This window comes from Staphylococcus sp. NWU MKU2 (genome assembly GCF_033283605.1).
In the GTDB taxonomy this organism is placed as follows: domain Bacteria; phylum Bacillota; class Bacilli; order Staphylococcales; family Staphylococcaceae; genus Staphylococcus; species Staphylococcus haemolyticus.
The window spans coordinates 295,395-304,993 of the sequence record NZ_JAVSMH010000003.1; the positions used below are offsets into that span (position 1 = coordinate 295,395).

Here is a 9,599-nt window from a genome sequence, read left to right on the forward strand (position 1 = left end):
AACATGTATTTAATAGAACCTATTCGTAATGGTAAATATATCGATGATGGCGCCGTAAACTTGGCGATGCAAGTATATATTAATAACAATATCTTTCTGGACGAAGATATATTACTTCCATATTATTGCCAACCTAAAGTAGAAATCGGTCGTTTCCAGAATACAGCGGTTGAAATCAATCAAGACTACGTCGATGAGAACAACATTAAAGTCGTACGTCGCGATACAGGCGGTGGCGCAGTTTACGTCGATGATGGTGCTGTCAACGTATGTTGTATTTTAGAACAAGATACATCCATTTATGGTGATTTCCAACGCTTCTACCGCCCTGCTATTCAAGCGTTGCATAATTTAGGCGCAACTGACGTCATTCAAAGTGGTCGTAATGATCTCGCTTTAAATGACAAGAAAATTTCAGGTGCTGCGATGACATTATTGAATAACCGTATTTATGGTGGTTATTCATTACTATTAGATGTCGATTACGACGCCATGGTCAACGTATTGAAACCAAACCGTAAGAAGATTGAATCTAAAGGCATCAAATCAGTCCGTGCCCGCGTCGGTCAAATCCGCGACGCTTTAGACCCTAAATATCAAGATATCACCATTCATGAATTCAAAGATCTCATGATTAAGCAAATTATGGGAATAGATGGCATTAAAGATGCCAAACGCTATGAATTAACAGACGAAGATTGGGCTGGCATTGATCAATTAGTCGCTGAAAAGTATGATAATTGGGAATGGAACTATGGCCGTTCACCACGATATGAATACAATCGAAATGAGCGCTTTAGTTGTGGCACAATTGATATTTCCCTATCAATTGAACATAACCGTATTGCCGCTTGTCGTATTTATGGCGATTTCTTTGGCCAAGGTAACATTCACGATGTTGAGGAACATTTAATTGGTACGCGTATGGTCAAAGCTGACTTGATTGAACGTTTAAATGACATTGATTTGACGTTCTACTTCGGCAATCTTAGCGTAGAAGAATTTGTGTCATTTATATTGAGTTAATTACAATAAGGTAATTTGAAGTCGCATTTTTACACTTTCTGATATTGAAATGCTTTAACAAGTTTCATAATACATTTAGTAAACACCAGTCCCCTCACTACGCCAACTAGTGAGGGGATTTTTGATACCCAAACGACCACTAAAAAAACCTGAGCTTACGTATGTAAATCACATACATTAAGCCCAGATTCAACTTATTTATTAAAATGTATTGAGTGTTATTGTATAACCATGTCAAAAGTCAATCACGTTTATTATTTTTTAATTAATGTACCAATCTTACCGTCTAGGGCATCTCCTAAATCTTCAAGAGATGTGATTAATACACTACCTTCTGGATTTTTCTCGATAAATTGTAATGCCGCTTCTACTTTAGGTAACATACTACCTTTTGCGAATTGACCGTCAGCAATATGTTGATTCATTTCATCCACTGTTACTTCACCTAAAGCTTCTTGATTATCTTTACCGTAATTAATATAAACATAATCTACTGCTGTTAAGATAATTAATTGATCTGATTTTAAGTGTGCTGCTAGTAAAGCACTTGTTTTATCTTTATCGATAACAGCATCGACGCCTTTATAGTTACCTTCTTCTTTGACAACTGGGATACCGCCACCACCAGCTGCAATAACTAATGTACCGTGTTTAATTAATGTTTCAATGCTATCTAATTCTACAATGTTGATTGGCATTGGAGAAGGTACAACACGACGATAACCTCGTCCAGAGTCTTCTACAAATTTGTAACCTTTTTCTTCCATTGTTTGTTCCGCTTGTTCTTTTGTATAGAATAAGCCAATTGGTTTCGTAGGATTATTGAATGCTTGGTCATCACCAGCTACTTCAACTTGAGTCACTAATGTAACCACTTGTTTATCAATATTTAAAGCATGAAGTTCATTTAATAAGCTTTCTTGTAGTTGATAACCAATGTAAGCTTGACTCATTGCGCCACATTCTGGGAATGGGAACGCTGGTCCTTGACCATTTTCAGCTGCATAATTTAATCCTAAATTAATACTGCCGACTTGTGGTCCATTACCATGGCTGATTACAACTTCATAACCTTTTTGGATTAAGCTAACTAATGATTTAGCTGTTCCTTTAACTAATTCTAATTGCTCTTCAGGTGATTTTCCTAAAGCATTACCACCTAAAGCCACTACGATTTTAGACATAGGTAGGTCTCCCTTCAATTATTCTCCTAAAGTTGCAACCATTACAGCTTTAATAGTGTGTGCTCTGTTTTCAGCTTCTTGGAAGACAACAGATTGTTCACTTTCAAAGACTTCGTCAGCAACTTCCATTTCAGTTAAGCCATATTTTTCTTGGATTTCTTTACCAATTTTAGTTTCAGTATCGTGGAATGATGGTAAGCAGTGTTCAAAGATGGCACGTGGGTTACCAGTTTTTTCCATCATTTCTTTAGTTACACGATATGGTTCTAATAATTTGATACGTTTTTCCCAAACTTCATCAGGTTCACCCATTGATACCCAAACGTCTGTATAGATAACGTCTGAACCTTTAACACCTTCATCGATGTCATCAGTCACTAAGATTTCGCCACCATTTTTAGCTGCGATTTCTTTACAACGGTTTAATAACTCATCTGTTGGATTTAATTCTTTAGGGCAAACTAAGTGGAAAGTCATTCCCATGATAGCTGCACCTTGCATTAATGCATTTGCTACATTGTTACGTCCATCTCCAACATATGTGAAGTTGATTTCGTGGTAAGGTTTTTTCAATACTTCTTTTGCTGTTAAGAAGTCAGCAAGTACTTGAGTTGGATGATCTTCATCTGTTAAGCCGTTCCACACAGGCACACCTGAATATTTCGCTAATTCTTCAACAGTACGTTGTGAGAAGCCACGGTATTCGATTCCATCATACATACCACCTAATACACGAGCAGTATCTTTCGCAGATTCTTTTTTACCCATTTGGCTTCCAGTTGGTCCAAGATATGTCACGTGAGCGCCTTGATCATATGCTGCAGTTTCAAACGCACAACGTGTACGAGTAGAATCTTTTTCAAAAATTAATGCGATGTTTTTACCTTTAAGTTTTTGCTGTTCTATACCGGCGTATTTCGCGCGTTTTAAATCCTCTGATAGATTTAGTAAAAACTCAACCTCTTTTTGTGAAAAGTCTAATAGTGTTAAAAAACTTCTGTTTCTTAAATTTTGCATCTTGTACAACTCCTTTGTGATATCTTTCACATGTATTGTAAGCGATTGCAAAATATAATACAACACTTTTCAAATAACTTTATAAATTATTTATGTATAATTGACAAAATGTTTACAATAACATGTTTTTTGATATATTTACAATTTTTAGCGCTATAATGAAAGTGATTACTATGATTTTTATGATTTTATTATTACACATAAAATAGCATTATTAAACTTATTTAGTAAATACTTTCTTTTAGGAATTTATATATCAAAAAACCTTCTTTGTAATTACGATACAAAGAAGGTTTATTTTAGTGCTATGCGTCTTTAGCGCCTCGATCAATCATATCTTGTTTAGTAACAATTGGATATTTCTTAAATACGAGTGAACCAATCCAACCTGCAAGTCCACCAACGATAGCCATGACAACGCCATAAATAACGACTGTCATTGGATTATTAAAACCAAACATTACAAGGAATCCAGCAATTGGTGTTGCTGTTCCTGTCGCATCATTGATCATGCCTGATAATGCGATTATTAAACCTGCAGCTGCTCCACCAAAGAAATTCGTTATGTAAATCGGAATTGGGTTAGCTGATACTATATCTGCTTGTGACAAAGGTTCAATACTTACTGAAATCGTTGACTTGCGATCACCTAATTTTAAACGGTGGAATAATGTACCGTTCATAAATGCTGAACTAAATGCTGCCATAGCCCCGATTGCCATAGGTATACCTGTTAGTCCTAATAAAGCTGTCAATGCCATTGAACTTAATGGCGCAGTACCAACAACTGTAATAATACCGCCAAGAACGATACCCATAAATATTGGGTTCGTATCTGTACTACTTTGAATAATGTCGCCAATTCTTAAAAGTGTATTATTAACGACTGGCGTTAAACCTGCTGCAATCAATCTTGCAAGTGGTGCAAGTAGAACTACTGAACCAATCAAATCAACACCATCTGGAACGTATTTCTCTGTATACTTCATAACGTAACCGATAAGGTAACCTGCGAAGAAACCAGGTAAGAGATCCATACCACCACAGGCAGCACCAATAACTAGTGCGTAGACTGGAGATACACCAATCGCAAGCGCAGTTAAGCCGGCTGCAGCAACACCGCCAAGACCTCCCGCAGCATCCCCTAGCTCTTCTAGAAATTTGATTCCGAATACTTCTCCACCAACATACTTGTTGAATGCTTCGACTAAGAATGTCGCAATAGCCGCGTTTGCCAGTGCTCCCATCGCACGCATTCCGTTAGGCGCTTTATACGTAAATAATGTAAAAATAATAAGAACTAAAATTAAGAATAAAGTACCAATTAGTAAATCCATAAAATTTTCCCATCCCCTTGTAGATAATAAAAAAATGAGAATATAAGTTAACTGTTTTAGACGCCTAAAGTTATCTTTTATCCTCATTTAGTGACTATTTTACTAAAAAAACAAATTATATTCCACGGAATTTATTATTTTTTATGTAAAAAGCAAAATTAATACTATGCAAAAGAATATATACGAATTTCGCATTTAATATTATTATTTGGTAATTGGAATGACTTTTTATTTATTATTAACGTAGCGCAATTTTAAGTAGATTACTTTTGATTTCAATAAAGTTAATATTTTTATTCTTTTTGTTTGTTAAAAGAGTTTTATTTTAATTTGAATGGGTATTTATTAAAAGTAGATACATAATTGATGTATTTGTTTTGGGATAATCATTGCATTAGTAATTTCTTACGTGTTGAATTACATGCTCTTTTCTTTTCAATTTAGATTGAATTACTCACACTTCCTTAAATTATAGAGTACATTTATGAATCACTAATGATCCCATGCCGATAAAATGTATCCTTACTATACATTTTATTAAAACCCAATAATTGTATTTTCCCAAAACGCCAATATGGCCGTTAAAGCACTTATAGTTCTCCCAATGCTATAAGTGCTTTTGCTATGCATAAAACAAGGGAATGAAACTGAATTCAAGTTAAATTCTGTCTCACTCCCTACTCCATATTATGTCTTAAATATTACCTTGGGCATCTGTAGTTTTTATAAATGCTATAACTCCCTCTATCATTCCAATAACACCAGGAATACCTGTCCAACAAAATAATATATATAATAGTGCTTTACCATATTGCTTTCTATAAAATCTGTGTGCCCCCAAGCTACCTAAGAAAAATGCTAACGCTGCATAAACATATTTATTCACTATAAGTTCGTCTCCTTTAACCAATTGATTTAAGGAAACGCCAAAAAGTTCTGTCATCTCCAATAATGAATGTATGTCTGGAGAACTGACATCCCTTTCCCAATTTGAAATAGAATGTCGAGAAACATTTAGTTTTTCTGCCAACCTCTCTTGAGACATCTTTTTAGACTTCCTTAAGTTTCTAATACGTTCCCCCACACTCTTGGTTTTCAAATTGATCCGCTCCTTTACGTTGCCATCATATGGTTAAAATCTTGTTTGTTCTAGCGAAAATTGTGAACAAATACGTTGTTTTTGTAGAAATTTAGTGATTTGAAGCAATTTTTTAATTTAAGACCTTCCGGAATAGAGGGTCAGTCTAAAATTAAAAATTATAAATATGGTTTGATTTCTTGATAGTTTTAATTAAAAATAAAGCAATTAAACTAAAAATCACTATTCCAACAAGTCCTGTTGAACCATAAAGTAATGGATTGAATTGTGATTCTTTTATAGAGAAAGTAGTTACAGTACTTGAAAATTGATTTAAAATTCCGTGCATTATCGCTGGCACAAAGATATTTCCAGATTTGATATATGAATAAAATAGAATAATGCCAAATGGAATACACATTAATATCATCATTATATTTCCTAGAATTGGATGATTAGGATAATTATGCCCCATTAAGATAAGAGGGAGATGCCATAATCCCCATATAAAGCCGCCTAAAATTAATCCTTTTGTTACTCCAATATTGGTCAATTTAGGGTACATGAAAGCTCGCCAACCTAACTCTTCACCTAGATAAGCAACCATACTAAATAGTATACCTATTGATAGATTAAGTATTATTGGAATCAATAAGTTGATAAATAGCGGTACATCTGGTAAGAAAATAAAAATATCTTTCATTCTATCTTGTTGTTCTGTGCTATTTAGAAATTGATTGGGATTCAACATATAAGAAACTAAGTAAATAATTATCAAAGCCAATAGCATCATCAATGGATGTATAAACCAATATTTAATTTTTCCTAATCTAAGTCCGAAGAACTTCCAAAATTTTTTGTCACGATAATAAATTGCCCATACAATGATTGCCGTAATAGCAGGAAACAACATCGTTAAACTCGCAATTATCGAGAAAGCTTGAAGTCCGCCGATTAAATAAACAAGACCTTCAATACTATAGGTTAAAACGAACACTAAAATAATATATGTAAGTAATGAACGACGCATCGTTGATTTGGTACCTCCTTATTATTAATTTGATCTCTGATAATTTCTTTTTCTGAGCCAAAGTAAAATACCCAAAATAATTGCACTTCCTATGTATAATCCAAGAAATAATCCTATTATGCCAAAAACGCCTTGTTGTGTTTCATGGAATTTAATGATAGATTGGCTTGAACTCATAAAGACAAATCTAACGGTTTCTAGACAGACTAAATGAAACAACATATTTGCCCATAAGGAACCAGCAAATTCTCTGTATAATTGTAATGTAATGCCAAATAAATAGAACTGTATCATTGAGCCTAAAACAGACATTAATTCTGGATTACCTAAATGTATTAAATTTGAAATAATATGCGTTGACCCACCAATAATCGCAAATAATAATGGTTGGATAAATAATGATGAGATAAACTTAAATTTCTTTCGTAATTCATTTAATATCAATCCACGTATTAACACCTCTTCTGGAAAAGCCTCATATAATATTGCGAAAAGACAATTAAATAAAAACATTGCCCAAATATGTATATCCGAACTTACGCTCACATTTTGCATTAGACCTGTACTAATACCTATTACTAATACGATAAATGTAATTAAAAATGGTAGCGCCAATGCTATGATTAAATCTCGCTTATTACTATACCCTTTTAATTTAATTTCTTTTAAAATGTCTGGGTTCTTTGAGTGAATGTACTTTAATGTTATCAATGTCCCAACGGTAAATATAATTCCACTTATCAGTTGACCAATAGGTTTCGCTAGACCATGATTCATAACAAGCCCACCTAATTCTCCTGCAACTTCCAATATAGCAATTGTGAGAATCATATAAGTTAAAATCTTATAAATACTAAATTGCCTTACCTTCATAAATCATTATCTCCTTCAAGTTAAATTTTTATGAGTGCAATTTAAGGCTAACATACTAAAGCACAAAGCTTAATAACTGCTTTGTGCTTAGTTTATTTGGTTTCTTATACACTTCTTCATTGCAATATAAATAATGGCTATCAAGAATAATATTATCGCTACGAGTGAAGAGGTATTGCCGTATGCGCCACCTGTTAGGAGTACGTTGTTCACTTTAATAATATATTGAATTACACCGTAGTCATCATTATGCGTTGTGATGTGGACAAAGTCTGACAGATTCCAACACATATGCATAAAAACACTTGGCCAAATTGAGTTAAATTTATACGCCGTCATACCGTACAATATACCAGCGACCGTGCCACTTACGACTAATAATATTAGACTAACACCAGACATCCCGCCATTAAACAAATGGACTAAAGCGAATAATACTGATGTAACAATGATGGCAAAGGTAATATTCGCTTTCTTTTCAATGTAGCCCATTAATAAGCCTCGTACTGTTAATTCTTCAGCTATAGGTGCACATATTCCACCTAAAACAATAATTTCAAATAACATTTCTAAATATTCTATTACAGTATCAGCTTTCGTTATTTCAAAATGACCTGGAATAAAGACGCAATAAATGATGATATTTATAATCGGAATCAGTAAGCCAACTAATAGATAACTGAGTTTACATTTAGGTAAGTTAATACGATAGTCACTTAATTTCTCTTTAAATCTTTTATTAATTAAAAGTTTAATGAATAAAAAGGTAAGTCCCACATAGGTGATACCATGTAAGATTGTTTCAAAAGATTTCAAATCTAACAAATGCCATAGTAAAGCAATATTTTGCGCAATGACAGTTAATACAAACGTTAAAATAATGACACCAATCATCTTCAAATACTTAATTATTAAATGCATCATGTACCTCCTAAGTTGAATTAGGAGACCGATACTATTAACTTGTGAAGATTTGTGTTATTGTTCCGCACACGATAACTACCAAAATTAATACGAACCACCACTTTTGAGATAAGAAATCCCAAAAATTTAAATGTTCAGGATATGATTGTGATTCTTCTCTTTTATAAGGATGTGACGTTTCCCCTGTTAATAATTCGTCTGTGGAAATGTCAAAACGTTGCGCTAATTGCACAATCATTTGCACATTAGGTTCAATCGTACCCTGTTCCCATTTGGAAACGGTTTGTCGTGTGGTATGTAATTCAGTAGCCAATTGATCTTGAGTTAGATCATTCTCTTTACGATGTTTCCTAATCTGTTCAGCAAGTTTCATAGTTATGGTCACCTCTCTTCTAACTTAGCAAGTTCATATGTAACTTTCCGCATACAAAATGGTGCATTTGCTTGAATTTCGCTAACATTTAGTTTCCAAAACTTAGCATATCATGTTAACTATATTTTTATCAGTCAATTTTCTACTATACAAATTTATGCTATGTTATTAATAGATAAAAAAATCACTAGGGGTGCATTTAATATGCTGAGAGAAAGTAAAAAACTTTCAACCCTTGAACCTGTTGGTTAATACCAGCGTAGGAAACATACTAAGATTAGCTGTGAAGAAATCTATGACGATAGATTTTTTCACAGCTATTTTTTATAGTTGTAGAGAGAAGTAGACTGTAGGCTCCCTTGGATTTTAAATCCGTATTATAAACTAGTCAGCTTTACTCTCGCCTTTTGAAATTCGTTTGTAGTATGTTGGGCTCTTGAAGCCGTGTAGAGGAAAGTGAAATGAGAAAGGTTAAGTAAAGTTTCAGCTTCTCAAAACAATTAAGGAGGAATTACGTGGATTATTTAGGCATTGATATTAGTAAAAGAACGAGCGTCATCGCACATTATTTTGAAGATAAATTCCAAAAGGAATTTACAATTCAGAATAATAAAAATGGTTATAATCAGTTACTTAAATACTTAAAAAAACTTAATCAACCTCAACTTATATTTGAATCTACCGGTGTGTATTCAAGAGGTATAGTTCAGTTTTGTCAGGTTAACCATGTGAAGTATATTGAAATGAACCCATTAGA

The 9,599-nt window shown here is 33.5% G+C and carries 11 protein-coding genes and 1 riboswitch; of the genes, 3 read left to right on the forward strand and 8 right to left on the reverse strand.

Annotated features, from left to right (window positions below; genetic code table 11):
* Window positions 1-3 precede the first annotated feature (3 nt).
* The gene (locus tag SBL15_RS07390) at window positions 4-1,026 is read left to right on the forward strand and encodes a lipoate--protein ligase (RefSeq protein WP_107612597.1); all 1,023 of its coding nucleotides are present in this window, start codon (window positions 4-6) and stop codon (window positions 1,024-1,026) included.
* 254 nt (window positions 1,027-1,280) lie between these two features.
* On the opposite strand, the gene arcC is transcribed toward SBL15_RS07390, so the two are convergent.
* From arcC to SBL15_RS07405, 3 genes are all read right to left on the reverse strand, one after another.
* Window positions 1,281-2,210: a carbamate kinase gene (gene arcC / locus SBL15_RS07395; protein ID WP_317955609.1), complete on the reverse strand. Its 930-nt coding sequence runs from the start codon at window positions 2,208-2,210 to the stop codon at window positions 1,281-1,283.
* A gap of 18 nt (window positions 2,211-2,228) precedes the next feature.
* Window positions 2,229-3,227 carry an ornithine carbamoyltransferase gene (argF, locus tag SBL15_RS07400; protein WP_011274587.1) on the reverse strand — a complete coding sequence of 333 codons (999 nt, stop codon included), beginning with the start codon at window positions 3,225-3,227 and terminating at the stop codon, window positions 2,229-2,231.
* 305 nt (window positions 3,228-3,532) lie between these two features.
* Window positions 3,533-4,534, reverse strand: coding sequence for a PTS sugar transporter subunit IIC (locus SBL15_RS07405; protein ID WP_411861514.1), 1,002 nt, complete (start codon window positions 4,532-4,534; stop codon window positions 3,533-3,535).
* Here SBL15_RS07405 and SBL15_RS13010 point away from each other — a divergent pair.
* A complete protein-coding gene (locus tag SBL15_RS13010) occupies window positions 4,473-4,610 on the forward strand; it encodes a hypothetical protein (RefSeq protein ID WP_370444498.1) in 138 nt (45 codons plus the stop codon). The two genes, SBL15_RS07405 and SBL15_RS13010, sit on opposite strands and share 62 nt — an antisense overlap.
* Before the next feature lie 648 nt (window positions 4,611-5,258).
* Here the strand turns inward: SBL15_RS13010 and SBL15_RS07415 are convergent.
* From SBL15_RS07415 to SBL15_RS07435, 5 genes are all read right to left on the reverse strand, one after another.
* Window positions 5,259-5,648 (reverse strand): NINE protein, encoded by a 390-nt coding sequence (locus SBL15_RS07415; RefSeq protein WP_317955626.1) that lies wholly within the window; start codon window positions 5,646-5,648, stop codon window positions 5,259-5,261.
* Between the two features lie 166 nt (window positions 5,649-5,814).
* On the reverse strand, window positions 5,815-6,672 hold the full coding sequence (locus SBL15_RS07420; protein WP_107613968.1) for a CPBP family intramembrane glutamic endopeptidase: 858 nt from the start codon (window positions 6,670-6,672) through the stop codon (window positions 5,815-5,817).
* Window positions 6,673-6,696: 24 nt separating this feature from the next.
* Window positions 6,697-7,545 (reverse strand): CPBP family intramembrane glutamic endopeptidase, encoded by an 849-nt coding sequence (locus SBL15_RS07425; RefSeq protein ID WP_317955612.1) that lies wholly within the window; start codon window positions 7,543-7,545, stop codon window positions 6,697-6,699.
* A gap of 87 nt (window positions 7,546-7,632) precedes the next feature.
* Complete coding sequence (locus SBL15_RS07430; protein ID WP_107613965.1) at window positions 7,633-8,466, reverse strand: CPBP family intramembrane glutamic endopeptidase; 834 nt, start codon at window positions 8,464-8,466, stop codon at window positions 7,633-7,635.
* Between the two features lie 37 nt (window positions 8,467-8,503).
* Window positions 8,504-8,842, reverse strand: a complete 339-nt coding sequence (locus tag SBL15_RS07435) for a helix-turn-helix domain-containing protein (protein WP_107613964.1) — start codon at window positions 8,840-8,842, stop codon at window positions 8,504-8,506.
* 179 nt (window positions 8,843-9,021) lie between these two features.
* A riboswitch (TPP riboswitch) is annotated at window positions 9,022-9,125 on the forward strand.
* Window positions 9,126-9,357: 232 nt separating this feature from the next.
* On the opposite strand from SBL15_RS07435, the gene SBL15_RS07440 reads away from it, so the two are divergent.
* A partial coding sequence (locus SBL15_RS07440) for an IS110 family transposase (protein ID WP_317955615.1) occupies window positions 9,358-9,599 on the forward strand: 242 nt, incomplete at its 3' end.

Excerpts from the sequence above, each read along its gene's own strand:
- SBL15_RS07425 (WP_317955612.1), bottom strand. The coding sequence starts at position 7,545 with ATGAAGGTAAGGCAATTTAGTATTTATAAGATTTTAACTTATATGATT.
- SBL15_RS07430 (WP_107613965.1), bottom strand. The coding sequence starts at position 8,466 with ATGCATTTAATAATTAAGTATTTGAAGATGATTGGTGTCATTATTTTA.
- arcC (WP_317955609.1), bottom strand. The coding sequence starts at position 2,210 with ATGTCTAAAATCGTAGTGGCTTTAGGTGGTAATGCTTTAGGAAAATCA.
- SBL15_RS07420 (WP_107613968.1), bottom strand. The coding sequence starts at position 6,672 with ATGCGTCGTTCATTACTTACATATATTATTTTAGTGTTCGTTTTAACC.
- SBL15_RS07435 (WP_107613964.1), bottom strand. The coding sequence starts at position 8,842 with ATGAAACTTGCTGAACAGATTAGGAAACATCGTAAAGAGAATGATCTA.
- argF (WP_011274587.1), bottom strand. The coding sequence starts at position 3,227 with ATGCAAAATTTAAGAAACAGAAGTTTTTTAACACTATTAGACTTTTCA.
- SBL15_RS07390 (WP_107612597.1), top strand. The coding sequence starts at position 4 with ATGTATTTAATAGAACCTATTCGTAATGGTAAATATATCGATGATGGC.